The sequence below is a fragment of the Sphingobacterium deserti genome (assembly GCF_000757725.1).
Taxonomy (GTDB): Bacteria; Bacteroidota; Bacteroidia; order Sphingobacteriales; family Sphingobacteriaceae; genus Sphingobacterium; species Sphingobacterium deserti.
On record NZ_JJMU01000072.1, the window covers coordinates 1 to 18182 of the forward strand.

16 protein-coding genes are annotated in these 18182 nt (G+C 43.3%); 11 read left to right on the forward strand and 5 right to left on the reverse strand.

All coding sequences use genetic code 11. The features are described 5' to 3' along the window. Positions 1-559: 559 nt before the first annotated feature. The 4 genes from DI53_RS18745 to DI53_RS18760 all read right to left on the reverse strand — a co-directional run bounded on the left by DI53_RS18745 (position 560) and on the right by DI53_RS18760 (position 5251). Positions 560-1522: a helix-turn-helix transcriptional regulator gene (locus DI53_RS18745; RefSeq protein WP_037503535.1), complete on the reverse strand. Its 963-nt coding sequence runs from the start codon at positions 1520-1522 to the stop codon at positions 560-562. Positions 1523-1590: 68 nt separating this feature from the next. After that, the gene (locus DI53_RS19925) at positions 1591-3318 is read right to left on the reverse strand and encodes a heme ABC transporter ATP-binding protein (RefSeq protein WP_071790529.1); all 1728 of its coding nucleotides are present in this window, start codon (positions 3316-3318) and stop codon (positions 1591-1593) included. A gap of 30 nt (positions 3319-3348) precedes the next feature. Further along, on the reverse strand, positions 3349-4380 hold the full coding sequence (locus DI53_RS18755; protein ID WP_037503652.1) for a FecCD family ABC transporter permease: 1032 nt from the start codon (positions 4378-4380) through the stop codon (positions 3349-3351). A 13-nt stretch (positions 4381-4393) separates the two neighbouring features. After that, a complete protein-coding gene (locus DI53_RS18760) occupies positions 4394-5251 on the reverse strand; it encodes a heme/hemin ABC transporter substrate-binding protein (protein WP_037503537.1) in 858 nt (285 codons plus the stop codon). A 404-nt stretch (positions 5252-5655) separates the two neighbouring features. Here DI53_RS18760 and DI53_RS18765 point away from each other — a divergent pair, with 404 nt between their 5' ends. The 7 genes from DI53_RS18765 to DI53_RS18795 all read left to right on the forward strand — a co-directional run bounded on the left by DI53_RS18765 (position 5656) and on the right by DI53_RS18795 (position 12951). After that, positions 5656-7965, forward strand: a complete 2310-nt coding sequence (locus DI53_RS18765; RefSeq protein ID WP_275041051.1) for a TonB-dependent receptor — start codon at positions 5656-5658, stop codon at positions 7963-7965. Positions 7966-7994: 29 nt separating this feature from the next. Then, positions 7995-8732: an HmuY family protein gene (locus tag DI53_RS18770; protein WP_037503540.1), complete on the forward strand. Its 738-nt coding sequence runs from the start codon at positions 7995-7997 to the stop codon at positions 8730-8732. Between the two features lie 223 nt (positions 8733-8955). Then, entirely contained in the window at positions 8956-9546 is a 591-nt protein-coding gene (locus tag DI53_RS18775; protein WP_037503543.1) for a hypothetical protein, read from the forward strand. A 188-nt stretch (positions 9547-9734) separates the two neighbouring features. After that, positions 9735-10538: an HmuY family protein gene (locus tag DI53_RS18780; RefSeq protein WP_052072580.1), complete on the forward strand. Its 804-nt coding sequence runs from the start codon at positions 9735-9737 to the stop codon at positions 10536-10538. 17 nt (positions 10539-10555) lie between these two features. Then, complete coding sequence (locus tag DI53_RS18785) at positions 10556-11539, forward strand: hypothetical protein (RefSeq protein ID WP_052072575.1); 984 nt, start codon at positions 10556-10558, stop codon at positions 11537-11539. A 61-nt stretch (positions 11540-11600) separates the two neighbouring features. Continuing rightward, positions 11601-12173, forward strand: a complete 573-nt coding sequence (locus DI53_RS18790; RefSeq protein ID WP_037503546.1) for a hypothetical protein — start codon at positions 11601-11603, stop codon at positions 12171-12173. A gap of 148 nt (positions 12174-12321) precedes the next feature. After that, a complete protein-coding gene (locus DI53_RS18795) occupies positions 12322-12951 on the forward strand; it encodes a DUF5018 domain-containing protein (RefSeq protein ID WP_157836805.1) in 630 nt (209 codons plus the stop codon). Positions 12952-13204: 253 nt separating this feature from the next. Here DI53_RS18795 and DI53_RS18800 read toward each other — a convergent pair whose 3' ends face one another. Then, positions 13205-14446, reverse strand: coding sequence for a PQQ-dependent sugar dehydrogenase (locus DI53_RS18800; protein ID WP_037503548.1), 1242 nt, complete (start codon positions 14444-14446; stop codon positions 13205-13207). 165 nt (positions 14447-14611) lie between these two features. Here DI53_RS18800 and DI53_RS18805 point away from each other — a divergent pair, with 165 nt between their 5' ends. The 4 genes from DI53_RS18805 to DI53_RS18820 all read left to right on the forward strand — a co-directional run bounded on the left by DI53_RS18805 (position 14612) and on the right by DI53_RS18820 (position 17761). Beyond that, positions 14612-15211 carry a helix-turn-helix domain-containing protein gene (locus tag DI53_RS18805; protein WP_037503551.1) on the forward strand — a complete coding sequence of 200 codons (600 nt, stop codon included), beginning with the start codon at positions 14612-14614 and terminating at the stop codon, positions 15209-15211. Positions 15212-15383: 172 nt separating this feature from the next. After that, positions 15384-16616, forward strand: a complete 1233-nt coding sequence (locus DI53_RS18810) for a S41 family peptidase (protein ID WP_157836806.1) — start codon at positions 15384-15386, stop codon at positions 16614-16616. Between the two features lie 28 nt (positions 16617-16644). Further along, positions 16645-16920, forward strand: a complete 276-nt coding sequence (locus DI53_RS18815; protein ID WP_131555387.1) for a hypothetical protein — start codon at positions 16645-16647, stop codon at positions 16918-16920. A 274-nt stretch (positions 16921-17194) separates the two neighbouring features. Further along, positions 17195-17761 (forward strand): biliverdin-producing heme oxygenase, encoded by a 567-nt coding sequence (locus DI53_RS18820; RefSeq protein ID WP_241462482.1) that lies wholly within the window; start codon positions 17195-17197, stop codon positions 17759-17761. Positions 17762-18182: the final 421 nt, after the last annotated feature.

An 18182-nucleotide genomic window follows, 5' to 3' on the forward strand; every position in this document is an offset into this window, starting at 1 on the left:
TGCCTTCGCACTATCTAATAAGGATGCAACAAAAATAAGCGACGGGGTTTTGAACCTTTTGCCCTTCAAAAGTATTTGCCTTGCCGCGGCATGCGGCGGAAGGGTTTAGCGTTGGACAAACTGTTTTATAAACAGAAACTTAAACTTGCTACGGCATGCGGCGGAAGGGATGTGCGATGGACAAACTGTTTAAAATGCAGTAGTGCGAGAAGTTCAGATATTCTTTATTTTATCGATTCTGACCATTATTAAACGACATGTCGCATTTGAAGGGGTATTGCGTATTGTGTATCGCGTAGTGCGAGAAGTTTAAGTTTCCCATACTTTATCGCTTCTTCCCATTATTAAACGAAATGTCGCATCGAAAGCTTTGCAATATGTAATCATTTGCCACAGCACAAACCCACCCTGCAAAGGTTTCAAGCGACGGGGTTTTGAATACTTTTGCCCTACAAAAGTATTTGCCTTGCCGCGGCATGCGGCGGAAAGGTTGTGCGATGGAAAAACTGTTTTATAAACAGAAACTTGAACTTGCTACGGCATGCGGCTAACTGACTCCCTAAAATTTCAGCTCGCCAGGCGATATACCATAGTATTTTTTGAATGCGCTGCTGAAATTATTTTGATGTCCAAAACCTGTAAGCAACGCAACCTCGTAAACAGACATCTTATCATCTATCAAGTAAGAACGTGCCTTCTCCATGCGGAGCCGCGTCAAGTAATCGTGGATAGTGACCGAAAAATATTCTTTGAAATCTTTTCGCAATTTACTTTCACTCATCAGTACCTCCGTGGCAAGCTCTTTTTGGGTGGGTGGGTTTGCGAGTCTTTGTTCCAAGATTTGCCTAGCCAGCTCAAGTCGCGTTACATCATCATCATTAAAAAGTGGCGCACTTTGCTGTGTCCGATCATTATATTGTTCAAACTGATACATCAATAACTCTACAACCCTAGACTCTGTATGTAGTCGCCGGATTTCGCCGGTCTTTTTTGATTCTACCAATTCTGAAATAGTGTGCTGCATTTCATACGTTGCCATCAAATCCTCCTCGGAGAAGGAAGCATACAAACCTTTTTCAATTTCGTCCACAAAATGTTTATGCAAGAGCGAATCGCGTTTGATAAGGTTTAGGTAATATTCTTTAGAAATGACCGCGATGAAGTAGCTGTATTCCACACCTTCTTTTACCTCATGCGTCGTTTTTACCGATGGAATGTAGCGAATGTTATGTCGGCTCATACCGTAGGGCTTTTTGCTATCCGTGGCTTTGTAGAAAATAAATTGGCTCGTGATGGCTTCCCCTTCAATTTCCGTATGGATATGCACAGGCTGATCAAAGGACATCTGCGTGTACAAGACAAAGAGGCCACTGGTTGATAGCTGAAAGTTTTTCATATGCACAGGATCGCGTTTTATAATCAGACGATTCTCCACCAACGGCTTATCGGGCACGTAATGATCGGGTATTTCTTCTATAAAAAGCCATTCGTCTAGCTCTACTATTTTGCCTTTTACCAACATATCAAACTTTATTTGAGCAACATATCCGGTCTAAATATACACAATATATTTCACTGTTTATATTAATTCTAAATAACAACATTTCCCCGAACGGATCTGCTCGTAGCTATCTGTTTTTCTTTCGATCGATTACTGATACGCAGCGCCAAGACGCCATGTTGATCAAAAAACTCCAACACATCTTCCTCCGCTGACGATACACTACGGAAGATATGCTCCACCAAAGGCAAACGCAATTCCAACTCCATCCTATCGTCTTTTATCATGTAACGAAAGCCTTGATCGATCAAATTTTTAATCGTACCGATATAGCTATGCACGCATCCCCGATTCATGGTTGTAATTTCTAGCATAGCGGAGTTGGCTACTGCCTCCGCGAAGATTTTTCGCACTTCATTTATACCGATTTCCTCCTTAGCATTTTGTGATGCCGGATTGTTTGATTGGGGATGATGCTTTGCTGCTGTCGAGGACGGTCCGAATTGCGGTTTTTCATCTTGCTTTGCTTCCAGCCACGCTGTAATGGCACAAAAAGCATCTCTATCACTTGTATCACAGAGCTGCAGGCCGTGTATAAGCATACCTTTGTCATCGAAAAAATGTAGGCCTTCATCCCCAACTTCCTTTACCAAAAATCCAGCGTGCCACTCAGCTAGATCGTGACGCAGCGCATTGACAATAGGTGATTGCGTGCTGATATGGGGTGCATAGCCATCATTCATCGCTGTGGTATACTGCTGCACGGTTTTTTGGGTGCAACATGCATTTCGAGTGTAAACACTTACTTCGCCTAAGCTCGAAAGCTTAGGGATAATACTCTCCAACGATTGATTGATAAAATTCACATGCCGACCTTTGTCCATCATCCAAAGTTCAGCTTCAGGTACACGCAATACTTCCGCTTGCTCTGAGATACTGAGATATGGATCTTGGGCAAGCAATTGTTCGCGACGCTGTTTTAACGGTACATGTTTGAGATGATCGGTACTTAATTTTGAATTTATCTTAAACGCATCAACCGGCATTTCTTCCAACCGGATGTAAGGGCGAAGCGTTCGCGGATTTAATTCTACAGATGCCTCGACAGAAAACACCGTGTATATATTGGCCGGGTTGAGTACTTCCACCGGCGTGCCATCGAAAAGTTTACGACCATGCTTTAGCATAATGACGCGGTCTGCATAGGTGGCAGCAAAATTGACATCGTGGACGACAAGAACAACAATGAAACCCTTTCTAGAGAGCGCTTTCGCAATAGCCAATACTTTTTGCTGGTAATGCATATCGAGGGCAGAAATTGGCTCGTCAAGCAATAGCAGGCTATCTGGGTTTTCCCATACCTGCGCGAGCGTTCGGGCTAGCTGCACACGTTGCTGCTCGCCACCGGATAAACTCATGAAGACGCGATCAGCTAACGTATCCACGCCACAAAGTGCCATCACCTCATTCACGACTTCTTTATCCGTGAGGGATGGACTTGATTTGAAGTGTGGATAACGCCCCATCATTACGATTTCCCCGGCTGTGAACGCTAATGATACGTGTTGCTGCTGACTTAACATCGCCCGCCCACGTGCCAAGATACGCGGGTCATAGCTGTCCAACTTCTTCCCATGTAATGTAACTACACCATTTGTAGGCTTGTATTCACCGCAAAGCAACTTCATTAATGTAGATTTACCGGCGCCGTTGGCGCCTAACAACGCTAAAACCTCACCCTTCCTAATTTGGAAGGAAACGTCGCGCAATAGTTTCCGCCCTTTTACTTCGTAATTTAATTTCTCAACCCTTAGCATGCTGTATTATTTGAATCTCTCCTGAATTCGTTATTTTTCTTTAATAAGTATGTATATAAAAACCGGCGTGCCGAGCAATGCGGTAATGACCCCAATAGGTAGCTCCATAGGTGCAATAAGTGTCCTCGAGATCACGTCAGCCAGTGTCAATACAAGAGCGCCTAAAATTAATGATCCAGCTAATACATAGCGATTGCTCGCTCCACCTAGCAAACGCACCGTATGCGGAACCAACAAACCAACAAAACCAATCACGCCTGCTATAGCTACGGACGAACCGACAGCTAAGGTCGACAGGATCACTACCCAAAGCTTAACCTTATCTGTACGCATTCCTAAAAGGTCGGCATGCATTTCACCTAGGGAAAAGGCATTCAGCTGTTTCCCGAAAAACAATAGTAAAGAAACAGGGAATATAATGCATGGCGCCACAACGGCTATGTTGTCCCAGGTTGCACCGCCTAAACTTCCCAACATCCAGAACGTGATGGTGCGTAGCTGTTGTTCTGTTGCCAGATACGTCATTAAGCCCGTGAGTGCTCCCGCGAAACCATTGATCGCAATCCCGGCAAGTAGCATAGTAGTCACATTTGGACGACCGTCTTTGACGGCGATGCGATATACAGCGAACGCCGTCAATCCAGCGCCGACAAATGCACCGAATACCAATAGGTAGTAGCCTAAATATGCCGACAACTTCGTAAAAAGAAGGGTCTCAAATGCGATTATCAACACAGCAAAAAGTGATGCCCCGGACGATATACCGATGAGGCCGGGCTCTGCTAGTGGATTTCTAAAGATCCCTTGAATTGCGGCGCCGGAGACGCCTAAAGCAGCACCCACCAGTAGGCCGAGCATGACACGAGGTAGTCGGACCACGAAAAGTACATCCATGGGCAGTGCATTGTCAGATGTTGGCGAGAGCAAACGCATTTTTTCGCCAATGAGTTGCAAAACATCGCCAACGGGAATATAAAATGCGCCTAGACCAAGCGATACCACCGCCGTTATTATCAACAGGATAGACAGCACGGTGATAATCAGGTGTTGTTTTTTTGACACGGTATTTCTTTTATCAATTAGTTGTAATCGCAATTAAAGCCTGATGAAGCGCCAACACCGCTTCGGGTAAACGCGTGCTGAAATTGACCAACAACGATGCATTCATACTCACGATCCGTTGGTGCTTACCAGCTTCTGTTAAGCGCACACCAGGCATTTTCAGAATCGCATCTTTACCACCGAGGCTGCTTACACCAAAATCAAATAATAAGATAACGTCCGGGTTGGCCTTCACGAGCGCTTCCGTGCTGTAGGGTTTAAATTCCGCAAATTCTTGAACAGCATTCTTTCCCCCTGCCAGGCCAATCAGCGCATCTAAACTACTTCCCTTACCGGACACACTCATTGTTCCTGTACCTCTTGCGTAAATAAACAAGACTGTTGGCTTTTTCCTACCGGACATCTCTTCTGATATCATTTCGGAAACTTTTTGCATAGTCAGCTTTGTCCTCGCCACAATCTCTTTTCCACGATCAGGAACCTGAAGCACATCGGCTATTTGCTGCATAAAACGATAGGCCCCTTGTTCCGTAAATGTTTGTTTTAAAGTCACGACACGTATGCCCGACGTTTTCAAATGTTTTAGGACAGTTGGGGGAATGTCGCCCTCGAGCACTAGCACGATAGTTGGGCGAAACGCCATCACCCCCTCCGCCGAGATCGAGCGATTTTTACTCACCTTCGGTAGTGTAGCTGCCGCTTTTGGCGATAAGCTTGTTACGTCGGTAGCAACAACCTGATCCCCCAATCCAAGTCCAAATACGGTTTCCGTGATAGCACTACTTAATGTGACAATGCGCTGCTCTTTTGCATCGACGTCCAATAGGCTGGACACCAGGATAATTAATATAGCTATGATACGATTTGTCATGTGTGTTATTTTCTTGTCGACCTCCAACTAATCTTTTCTCCATTCTCGTATCCAGCAGGGCTGATCCTATGCGAAATAGATCGAGAAAGTGAAATGCCGACACAAAACAAGTCAATAATCAGTCTAAATACAAATAAATTTTACACGCTATAACTTCATGCTAAAACCTAGCAAAAACCATATTAATAAATAATAATCAGATAGTTATAAACTTAATTTTTAAATATTGGTCGTGTGATAAAACGAATTTAAGATAGGATTTAGCACTTTTCATATAGTAAAAATCATTTCGATTCGCTTTTTTTGTGCTATTATTTAGATTGAATAAAAATAAATTGCGTTTACGAAGGTTTACAATATACAACAGGCTTATCCTTGTCTTATGGTTTTTCTTACCATCAATTTTGATTGGGCAATCACGAAATCTGCTATCGGGCTATGTCCTGGATTCATTGAGAAGACCACTCGAAAATGCACAAGTAACCTTGCATCCAGATAATAAAATTATGCAAACAGATACTGCAGGTTTTTTTTCCTTTACGGATCTCTATAGTGGTACTTATAAGCTGGAAGTGCGCCGGGTCGGCTTCGCTCCGTCAATGCATGCTATCGCCTTAGAAGATATCGATAGCTTGATTACTATCCATCTGCGCGCAGATGCTCGACAGATCGATACTGTATTAGTCAACGGAAAAGTCGCTGCAGTCGACAATCTTGTCCGTGTAGAAAGTTCGGCTATGCCCGTAAAGATTATTACCCGGCGGGAGATCGAATTGATGGGAAGCCGTAGACTGGATGAAGTAATGAAAGAGCAGACTGGTGTCGCTGTGGTCAATGATGTCGCCGGCGGGTCTCGGGCGGTGGGTGTACAGGTGCAGGGCTTTAGTAGCAACTATGTGATGGTTTTGATTGATGGGCAGCCGATGATGGGTAGAAACAATGGTAATTTCGATCTCTCCCGGATATCAGTGACGAATATTGAACGCATTGAAATTATAAAGGGCGCCACCTCTTGTCTGTATGGTAGCGACGCATTAGGGGGAGCAATTAATATTGTGACTCGGCACGGCGCTGTGACGCCGCAAGCGCAGGCTTCTATCTTATATGGTAGCCGAAACATAGTCGATGCTACGTTAGAGGCTGAAACTCCATTTGCCCATCAACGTGGTTCAGTAGTCGTTTCTGGAAATTATTACCGTACGGACGGTTTTAACACGGATCGTCAGTTTTTAGATAATGAAAGTACGACCTTTCCTCCCTATGAAAATTATAGCTTTCAAGGCCGCGGTCGGTATAGAGTTAGCAAAAAGGGTACGTTTGGTTTAACGAGTCGATACGCTGCGCGAAAGTCAACCATGATAAATGCATGGTCTGAGGATCTACGTATAGAAGATAAACAAGAGGATCAGGAACTGAGCCTAGCAGCGAGTTATGACCACTCCTTTTCCTCAGCATTGCGCAGCATGAGCCGCTACTATTACACCCGCTTCCACACCCAAATGGACGCATCTTGGCTTCAGCAAGAGATTTTAGCAGGCGCAGAATCTTTTGGACAGCAAGCACACCGACTAGAGCAACAATTTGCCTATACGCCGATGCAGGCATTGAAGTTTACGGGTGGCCTAGGCGCTGGGCTGGAGCGAATGGATGAGCAAAGTCTTGACGAGCGCCGTTCGCTAAATACGGCATTCGCTTTCTTGCAAACGGAATGGAAGGCTACAGAACGCTTGTTAAGTACTTTAGGGCTACGCTACGACTATTCGAACGCCTATAATGGACGACTAAGTCCTAGTCTGGGACTTCAGTACCAATTGCACTCCTCCCTATTGCTAAAAGCGGGTGTAGGAGCAGGCTTTAAAGCTCCAGACTATAAAATGCGTTATCAGGTGTTTTTCAATCCAGCAGCAAACTACCTCGTCGTAGGAAGTGATCGCGCGAAACAAATTATAGAGGCTATGGATGCCAGCGGTGAAATAAGTTTTAAAAACACCTATATGCTTAACATACTGGATAACAACTTAAAAGCAGAAAAAAGTTTATCAAACAATATTGGCTTAGCCTGGAGTCCCAGTCCGAAACTGCAATTGGACGCCTCCCTCTTTTATCACCGCATTAACGATCAAATAAATACTGTGGTAGTCGCCAATGGAACAACAATCACGAGCATCTTTAGTTACCGCAACTTACCAAAAGCTGTCAATAAGGGTTTTGAAGTTTCCGCTACCTACCAAGCAAGCCGCAGTCTACAATTGTCTGCTGGCTACCAATACCTTATCGCTAAAGATCTGGCGATGTTAGATAGTATACGCAGTGGTCGCTATCCTTACAATCAATACAATAATGCGGCCACCGGCGAGTACCGCGAAAGCCGAGAAAGCGACTATTGGGGAATTGAAGACCGTTCGAGGCACATGCTAAACCTCAAGGCACTCTATACCTATCAACCTTGGGATATAAACCTCAATTTGCGGGCAAATATTCGTGGGCGATATCCTTTTCAAGACATCAACGGAAATCAATTTATTGATAACGCTGACGCTTTTGTCCCTTGGCATACTCTGCTTAACGTCACGCTTGAAAAACGAATATTTGATCAGCGTATGACCATTCGATTGGTGGGCGACAACTTGCTGAATTTTACCAATAGAAATATGTTAGGTCAGCCTGGAAGGGTTGTCTTAGCAGGCCTCAGCTATCGCTGGATGAAAGACTAACAACTGTTCTACATGTAATTAAACTACAAATGGAAATACTAAGAAAAATCATAACATCCACACGCCAAATGCTACCGTTGCACAGCGGGTTCCTATTATTGCTGCCCATGCTATTATTATCCTGTGGAAAGGAAGAGGACACGCGCCCCGCCCTGGAAGACGGGAAGAGTACAGTCGTTTACGACTTACCCGGTGATACAGAAGCTTCTTTGGGCGAAGCTGTTGATGGCAAGCAGCAACGGCCATTTTATACGTTCCTATTTCGATTGCGGGATCAACGACAGATCTGGATAAAAAGCCAAGCGGACTCGTCGCAGTGGCTAAAAACTTCAGATTGGGACCTGGCTTTTACGGATGAATATAACTCTGGCCTTTATCTCAATAATGCTGATTTTGAGTATAACCCAGGTTTCCAAGGTGCTGCTAAGAATACAGCTGTCGTACTGGTGAAAGATGCGTACGATAACGTAACCACCGCGCCAGCGGACGATGTATTTGCAAACAGCACGGTTAACAAAATTGGTTGGGCATCTTCCGAAAGTTCAAGCGGTTGGTTTCAGTATAGCTTAAATACGCACATTATGCAAGCACTTCCAAACCGGACTTACGTATTGCGCCTGCCCGACGGAAAATATGCGAAGCTACAGCTGATCAATGCATATAAAGGTAATCCACAAACGGTCACAAATATGAACTGGCCAGCCCCCTACTTCACCTTCCGATACTTCGTGCAGCAAGATGGCAGCAAAAACCTGAGTACGAGGTGATAAGTCAAAAGTGAGAAGTCAAAAGTGATAAATCAAAATTCAAAAGTAATAAGTCAAAATTTATAAGTGAGAAGTCAAAAGTAATAAGTCAAAATTTAAAAGTGGGAAGTCAAAAATATACAAACCCGCTGCGGTAGACTTCGACACTCCGCTTGGATACAAATTGAAATAAAAACCCCATAACGGATATATACAGCTTTTTTTAATTTTTTTATAAAACTACATGAACAAACTATTCAAAATTGCAGCGTTGGCCTGCACGATTACAATGGGCTTTATGTCTTGCGGCAAAGATGAAAGTACTATTGTCCCAGTCTTGAACAATGAAACTGCTGTACAAACCGAAGCACAGGTAGAGGTGCTTGCAGGACAGAAAGTATTTTTTGATTTCAGCAGCAATGCGCCCACTGATAGCGTGAAGAGTATGGTCAACCTTTCAGGCATGTATGGCTCTACGCTTAAAAACTCGCAAGAAGGCGTCTATAAAATGGGATATTTCGACTTGCAGAACACATCTGTTTCTGCCTTGACGGTGGAACAGGTACTCGCTTCAAATATAACTTTAACAAACACCTTTACAATAGATGCAACATCGGCAGGCGCCCCTGCTGGCGCCACACCGTTTTGGATCGTATATGACTTTGCTAATAATCACGCTGTTTACCCGACCGCAAATCGCTATATCGTGTTATATAAAGGAGATAACCTCTCGCCTTCCACAGATGAGCTATTCATCGTACAAGCAAAAACTGTGACCGCAGCTCGTGGAAATGCGTCGTACAAAATTGATGTTAAAAAGATAACCAAGAGATAAGCAAAAAAAATATCCGCACGGTCATAAAGTGTTCAATTCCAATTTAAATACTCAGAGACGCGTTTGCACGCGTCTCTATCTTTCAATAGCAAAATTCATAAACGAAAAATCATTTTTAATATATCGAATGTGAGGTACGTCAACTATATTTGTTATTATCTATAATGATTTTAAATAAAAATAACGTGATGATTTTATCAAAAGCCATACATCATAAGCTGCAAAGGATTAAGCACAGCATCTTCATAATATTCGTTTCGAGTATTCTCCTTTCGGCTTGTAGCAAGGGTAGCACGGAAGAACCTACCCCCGATCCGGATGTTCCGACAAATGATTCCATCTTTAATCGCTTGATTGTTGTCAAAAATTTTGGCGAATTAATTCCGGTTGGTGCTGAACCAACAACACCGCAGTCCCCTATTTACTATAGTTTGGAAACAAATAGCGCTATTACGGCAGATTACCAGCGTACCGCGCGTTGGGATATTTCTTTCGCAGACATATACCGCAGCAACATCAATTGCAACAATACACGTGCTGACGGTGGCGCGGGGGGGCCCGGCAAGGGAGGTATCCTTCTTCTAGAACAAGCTTTTGAAGATGTTGTAGACATTCCTGCCGATAATCTTTTCAAAACAGGAGACAAACCCTATGGCTTGGATATCAATGGTGCGCTAGGGGAAGATCTTGGCTGGGTGTTGTATGATTTTAGTGGGTCTTTAGTTCGCGATGGCGCGTACGACAATGCCCATATTGCCTATCCATTGGATAAACCGCTTACCATAAAGTTGGAAAATGGACAACCAAAAACAGTGCCTGCGAGAACGATAGTGGTTCGCACAGCCAAAGGTAACTACGCTAAGCTGAAGGTAACCAGCTTCTATAAAGATAAGCTGGATCGAGATTCGTGGAGAAGAAATGACCCGAAGCCATTCTTTTCTTTCGAGTATGTGTTGGCAAAAGCCGGAAGCAGCAAATTTGAAATCAAATAAAATTGACCATTAACCTTATGAAAAGATTATATACATACATCATACTTCTGAGCAGTGTCATAGCGCACTCATCCTGTACAAAAACAGAAGATTTAGCCCCATTGCCACAAGATAAAATAACAGTTTTCAAGGTTGCCAACTTGCCTGATGACAATGTAATATATGGCGCAGTAGACAATCAAAAAAATACCGTTACCGTATACATCCCATACTATTACAGTTTAGTGGTTATCGACCCGGAGATCGAGGTATCTAACGGTGCAAAACTAGAAGGCGAGATATTACCCGTCCTTGTCGCGGAGGAAGAACAGACGTATACGGTCATCGCTGCAAATGGCGGTAAAAGAACCTATAAACTCATCATCGAATCGCAAAATACACCATCTTTCGAAGCCGCTTGGGTTAGTACAAGTACCTTTTCCTTGCGAAAAGCGCCATTCACATCTCTTGTAGGTATTTTGGGAAATTTTGGACATACCAATACCGCGGCAACGGGTATCACATTGATCAACCAGGAAACTGGCGAACGTTTGGCTATGCCGGTACTTAATTCACTCAAGCCCGACAATCAAGGTTTTTATGTGCTCATCAATGAAGGAAATATCGATGCACATCGGATACCTGCGGACGCTAAGGCCGGTGTATATGACGTAGAAGTGCGTAATCTAAATCACGTTTACAAATTAAAAGAACCCTTGAATATCCGTTATGTCCAACCCAATCCGCATATACCGCTGGCGGGCGTACAGTTAAGTAAGAATGCTGATTGGAAAATAGGCCCCGCTTTGGGCACCGTGTTTCTGGATCCGAAGTCGGCGAAAGTAACAATAAATGGCAAAGATTATCCGCTTACCATAAAATCTCATTCCCGGACGGAGCTCATCCTAACGCTTCCTACCGACTTGCCGGTAGGGACATTTCCAAATGTCAATGTAGCATTTGAGTTTGAGGGATGGAATGCCGCAAATAAACCGACGACACTGATGGTATCAGGCACGTAAAAAAGCATCCACAGACCCTGCGGGGCAGTATATATATTTATTTATTTCAACTTTATTCATTATGAAAATTCAATCAATCTTTAAGACCACGCTGGCAGTAGCGCTTCTTTCGACAACCGTTTTAGCTACTTCTTGCGACAAGGAAAATGATGCATCTCAGCTTGAGCTTCAACAGGCACAGGCAGCAACGCCATATACAATTACCGGCCAATGGGGATCACCGTTTAATCCAACAGGCTGGACAAAAGTCTATGTCAATTTCGCGACAGCAAGCCAAAGCACATCATCAACCTCAACGCACCAAGTTGCTTTCGAACGTCAGGTCAATGGAAACATAGCTGCAGGTTCAGGCTACCAATTACGTTATATCGCTAAAGCTATTGATAATGTGAGTGCTGCCGACTGGAGCTCAGCAACAGCAGCAGCGTCGATCGGTAGCGGCATCTGGTATAACTATGACACCAGCACAAACGATTATGAAGCAGTAGATCCATTGACCGTTATTGTGGCGACAAGCACGGGCACTCCGGTTTACGCGGTAAAACTTGTTCGTTTTGATAATATCCAACAGACAGGTTCGGGCAGCTCATTGCAAGTAAAAGCTGATCCTGTCATCGAGTACAAAGCACTTTAAGAGACGCTATATCAACTAAGCAGTTTGCAGGCCAGTGGATGGGTCGGCAAACTGTTTTCATCACAACATCCGCATATCAATTTTAGTGAAATAGATCATGCTACTAACTTTCATTTCCAACCAATCAAAAAGCATATTATTACTTAGCTTGTCAATACTCGCTCTAGCACAATCGTGTAAAACGGAATACGTAGATTTCCCATACAACGAGATTGAAAGCTTCTCCATCGAGGATCCGGCAGGAAATCCACTGCATGCGAGCATCGTCGGCGACAAAATAATGGTCTATTGGCCGCCCTTAGTAGAACAGCCCGAAACCGTTACACCTACTATTGCAATTTCTGAACGCGCAAGTATACAGCCGGCATCGGGCACGCCAGTATCAATCGCTTCCAATGAACCTATAAATTACACCGTCACTGCGCAGGACGGAACGAAGAAAACGTACACACTTGTCTTCAACTACAACCAGCCTATTTTAATAGCCAACATCACTGATCAACAGTACGTGACGGGAGACATAGATTACACCTATGCTTTCTTTCGAGTCTCCGGTCAAAATATCATAACAGATTCACTACAAACGGTTGCTTACCTTGTTGATAAGGATGGAATGGAAAGAAAATTAAACCTCGCAACCATCAAATCCACAATGATTACATTTAGCCGATCCAAGGCTACTGATCCCGCTCCGGGTCTGTACAGGATTAAACTAGTGTCGGGTAAATACACCGTACTTACTGACCAATTTGAAGTTGTGCTCTTACAACCGAATTAAATAGTCTAGAAATATTAAAGGCAAAACTAAGTATGCGCCAGCAGCGTATTACAAAGAAACAAAAGCCGGACTCCTGGAAGGGTCCGGCTCACTTATACATCGCCATAGAGGCAATATATATATATTACTTATTTCGCTACGAAATTACAATCTTTCCAAAAACTATATAACCTAAGATCTGTTAAAAAAACCTAATTCTTTAGTTTTGTAGCATAAATACTACAAATCACTACCTTTTCCTTAAACCGGAAGATCAATAGATGCGATACAACCGCCCTTGATCGGTGATGGCATAAAGCGCACCATCCATACCTTGCGTTACATCTCTAAAGCGTTGATTCTCTCCAGCGAGCAATCTTTCTTCTCCAGCTACTTTGCCATCACGAATCACGAGCCTCACAATATGTTGCCCACTTAGCGAACCTATAAATAAATTGTGTCGCCACTCCGCATGATGGCTGTGGTTATAAAATGTCATTCCGCTAGGCGACACTACGGGATCCCAATAATACACGGGTTGCTCCATGCCGGGCATTTGCTGTATAGCGTCTCCTATCGCCTGACCACCATATTCGATACCGTAAGTAATCGTAGGCCAGCCATAATTTGCACCCGGTTTGATAAGATTTAATTCGTCGCCACCGCGCGGCCCATGCTCTCCCTGCCAAAGATCTCCCGTCTCCGGATGTATGGCGAGTCCTTGTGGATTGCGATGTCCGATAGAATATAGTTCAGCACGAGCAGCTCCCTGTGTAAAGGTTGGGTTATCTGGCGCCGCCTGCCCATCGGTTGTGATGCGAACAATTTTTCCAAGTGCAGACCCTACGTCCTGAGCCTGTGGTCGCGTGGCTAAATCTGATCTTTCCCCGGTACTGATTAGCAAATGTCCTGTCCTATCAAAAAGAATACGCCCGCCATAATGTAGTGTTCCTGCGTAAGCAGGTGTTGCGCGATAAATAACAGTTGCATTTTCGACCTGCCGTTCATTTGCAGCGAGCACTCCCCTTCCTACTGCAGTAAGATTGCCGCCCGCTTGAGGCTCGGAAAAAACCCAATACACTCTTCGGTTTGAGGTAAAGTTAGGATCAAGGCAAATGCCAAGGAGGCCGCCCTGCCCTGCCGCGTCCACTGCAGGCAGCCCAGTGATGGGCTCGCTCAACTCACCAGCTGCCGTCGCTATGCGAAGAGTTCCACCTTTTTGCGTTATCAGGAGCCTTCCGTCAGGCAAACTTGTGATACCCCAAGGGCTATTAAGTCCCGAACTAATGGCCTCAACAGTATAATTCATTGTGGTGCTTACGCCCGGCGCGCGAGTTTGCCCCACGAATGCCGGCGTATAGTCGGTTTCCGGTGGATCTGTTTCTACCGGCGGCCCCAATACAGTAGTATCTTGGATGGCATCATCGGTCCTACAGGAATGAAGCCCGGCACTAAAACTAAGGGCTAAGCCAAAAAAGATAGCTCCTTTGAAAAGAAATTGAACGAGATTTTTCATAGTTAGCTGTATATCAGATTACATTCCATATAACATTGAACAGCGCATTAGGTTTTAAAAAATATACCGATCGTTCGGATTTCGGTTCGACTGCGTATCTTTGCGTATCCGAAAGTCGGACAGCATTACTCAAAATATATGCTATAAAATTATTCTATCTATATCATGTACGGAGAAGAAACTTATAGGAAAGAATACGGAAAACAAGTTGAGAAGTACCTTGCGGCGTTTGGTCTGACGGAAGAAGATCTTGGAAAGCTAATCAACTCCAGCTCCGACAATGTCCGGGATATCGTTAAAGGTGCGGTTGGGCTTAGTTTAGGGAAAATGATAAAAATTGCGAATGTGTTCTCCGTGCATTATTATCAATTTGCCGACCCCGCCTATCCATTGCCCGAAGAAAGGCATTTATCACGAAGTACGCGGAAGAAGATAGAGAAACGCAAATCCATTGGTATTATAGTTCGTGACAATCAAAATCTGTTAGCTAAAGAGCTTGATAGGCTAATATCAATCGGGTTTCTTAGTAAACCTGTCACCGCTTCTATGCTCCATCAAGCAATGGATAAAAGCCTCTCCAACAGAAATTCTACAGAAATTAGTAATCTACTAATTAAACGTCCTCGCAATCAGATCATTGCAAAACTATCAGCTAAAGTCGGCAAGCAAAACCTTTATATCCACAAAGATTTTTTGAAAAATCACGAACCGAATGGCTTGGATCTTTTTCAATCTGCAGCGGAGCAGGATAATCCGTTAAAATAGCAAAATTCATAGTCGAATCAGCGATTTTAATAGAGCATAAGAAACCTAATCCCTTAAATTTGTTATTATTTAGAATAATTTCAAATAGAAACGGATGTATAGCTATCTACCTCAATTTCGTCATATTCAACGCGCTATAAAAAACGTAACGTTACGTTTATCCATTTTCTTTATGCTGATTTTGATATGCGTGCTTTTTTCCTGTGAAAAAGATGGAGGAGACTACGCTACCGACGAGGCATTGTCGCCGCTCACGGGCACGCGCATGCAATTGACATTAGACTCCATATTTCTTTACAGCCGCCAAGTCTATTTGTGGGGAAAGAGTCTCCCCAGCTATGAAGAATTTAACCCTCGGCTACGCTATGGCTCTATCTCTCCCGAACTAAGTGCGTACCAAAATGAGTTATACGATATTACACAGTTCCCAAGCGATTTTAATGGTAAGCCCTTTGAATGGACAGGCATTGAACACCGCGCCAAATATTCCTATCTGGAGCGGACGACTGCGCTATCAACTTCCGAACGAAACGCGTCAATCGGGCTCAGCAACTTTGTGAACCATGTACAGTTTTGGGATATTGGCACAGCCAAAGTAGCTTACCTGTACCTCTCAAGTTTTCCGGATCTCGCACAAATACAGCAGGAACTCGACGATGTCTTCGTAAACCTGCAGAAAAGATCCGTTACGCACCTCATTGTAGACCTGCGCCACAACGGTGGCGGTTTCCTCAACTCTGCCGTCCACTTAGCAAATCTTATCGCACCTCAACAGCTTAACGGCAGAACGATGTTTGTAGAGCAATTCAATGAAAGCATGCAGAACGGCAAAGCCAGTATTCTACAAAAACAGATTTACCGTGATGCAAATGGCAAAACTGTCCAATATCAAGGAAGGCTGGCCACTATGGCCGATGTAGACTATAGTGAACGAGCGAATACCGAGGTATTTGCAAAGCAAGGAAATTTTAATAGTGTTCAGCAACTGTATTTTATAGTGTCAGGAAGAACAGCGTCGGCAAGTGAATTGTTGATAAGCAGCTTCAAGCCATACATTCCCGTAAAGCTAGTGGGGCAAAAAACCTATGGCAAACCCGTGGGCTTCTTCCCTATTCAAATCGATAATTACCGAATGTATTTGGCAAGCTTTCTTCTAAAAAATGCAGCGGGCTGGTCAGACTATTTTGATGGGATTCCAGTAGATATTACGGTTAATGACACACTTACGGATAACCAATACATCGGCAATCCAGCAGAAAAACTACTGTCTACTGCTTTACGTGATATTGCTTCTGGAAAGCAAAACATTACGCCTAATGGGAGCTTCCTCGTAAAGAAAGAATTACTTCAAAATAAACGTTCACCTGTTATAAAGAACAATTATCACTTATTACCCCCCAAGTAGGTGAATAGACTAATGTAAACAAATGCTTATGACTATGACAATCGAAAACACACCCTCCAAGTGGATCCAACAATTGAAAGATCGCGGTCACTCCGCGAGCCGACAGCGCATCCTGATTATGACGGCCTTGTCGCAAAAGCGCGTAATAGATGATATGGAAAGTTTTTGGCTGGAACTGCGACAGGAACACGCTATTTCCTGGGCAACATTTTACAGCTTTATCCGTTTGGCGGTTAAAGAAAATTGGATCGCAAAACACGGCAAAGTGTCTACCTACGCGCGTTATCAGCTGCTAATCGATTGATTTTAGAACGTCGCCAAGACAATTGCATCCTTTTTTTAAAATCAGGTGGAATCATTCTAAATTATATCGAAATCGCTATATTTGATCGGGAGTACATGTATTGTATATAAATATATTTCCAAAGGTAAGAAGGTTGGATTGAAAAGCTGTGCAGTTCAGTAGCTCAGTAAAACGCATGAATTAGCGATTTTCATACATCAATAATCAGATATCAGCATAAATATTAGCCCAGAAATCTGAATATTTGTGTAGAATCGTTTTAAATAAAAAAGCTATGATATTAAGCGAGAATATTAAAGAAAATACAAAAGCAGCTCACCAGAAGTTAGAGGCTGTTGTTGTCCGACAATTGAAGGCTGTAAGATCCAATGCCGATTATGCGGAAGTTTTAAAAAATTTTTACGCATATTTTAATGCGGTTGAGCGAGCTATTGCTCCTTTTATCACTTCTAATGTTTTACCAGACTACCACGAACGTCGAAATTCTTCGCATATAAAAGAAGATATTTTGGAGTTAGGAAGTGATATTAATGAACTACCTGCCGCATCTGCACCATCAGTCAGTAATACGCTGGAAGCTTTATCTGCTTTGTATGTGCTAGAGGGATCAATTATGGGTGGTCCTTACATCGTGCAAATGCTTAATAAGTATGGTATCAATCTCGGCACATCGTTCTTCTCTGGCTACGGGCAAGAAACAGGAACAATGTGGGCATCTTTCACTGCAGTATTGAATAAGTATGCGGAGAGTCCCACAGATCACGAACGTGCAATAGAAATTGCTAACGAGACCTTCTCAAAATTTGGAGATGTTTTTGCAGCAAGCACAGTTGAAAAATAGTTTGCACTTATTAATGTCAGAAACAAAAGAAAAAAAATCAAAGTTATGGCTTAAGCGCGCTGGTATTGGCGCGTTTATGTTTTTCCTGCTTAAAGGGATTGCTTGGCTAGTCGTGTTTGCCTTAGCAGCAAAATCTTGCACATAAGGCACCTGCTGGTATTCCTTTTTTAATTCAGTACGGTTACAGTGTTATTGCTATTGTAGTGGAATTCTCCATTTCCCTATACTAAAGTTTGACCTCATTCCAGAGTATCTTCATCACTTAGTTTTTCGCTATCTCATTCCTTTGTAAAAATAACAATTGCTCGTTACTGGTAATAGTCTGGCCATTAGCTGCATGCAATTCTCCTTCACTATTTATGAAATAAATGATTAAAATCGCTTTACTTAGTGTGAATAATACACTATATTTGTACTTTCA